A 237-nucleotide genomic window follows, 5' to 3' on the forward strand; every position below is an offset into this window, starting at 1 on the left:
CGAGCCTGCCTGCGGGCCTGCGTCGCGATTTCCCTCTGGTGATCGTCGGACGGGCCGGGTGGGGCTGCGAGCAACTCGTCGCGCGCCTGCGCGCGGACGAGAGCAGTAGTGTTCGCTGGCTCGAGTATCTGCCTGATCATGACGTGCGCGCGCTGTTGCAGTCGGCAAGTGCGCTCGTGTTCGCGTCGCTGTGCGAGGGTTTCGGGTTGCCGGTCGTGGAAGCTTTTGCTTCGGGTT

At 66.2% G+C, this 237-nt stretch carries 1 protein-coding gene; it reads left to right on the top strand.

Features of this window, described 5'->3' with window-relative positions; all coding sequences use genetic code 11:
• Positions 1-237, top strand: a 237-nt coding sequence (locus tag SB847_RS22195; protein WP_410578918.1) for a glycosyltransferase, incomplete at both ends; no start/stop codon positions are given.

Source organism: Bacillus sp. SIMBA_026, from assembly GCF_046535335.1.
Lineage (GTDB): Bacteria > Bacillota > Bacilli > Bacillales > Bacillaceae > Bacillus > Bacillus velezensis.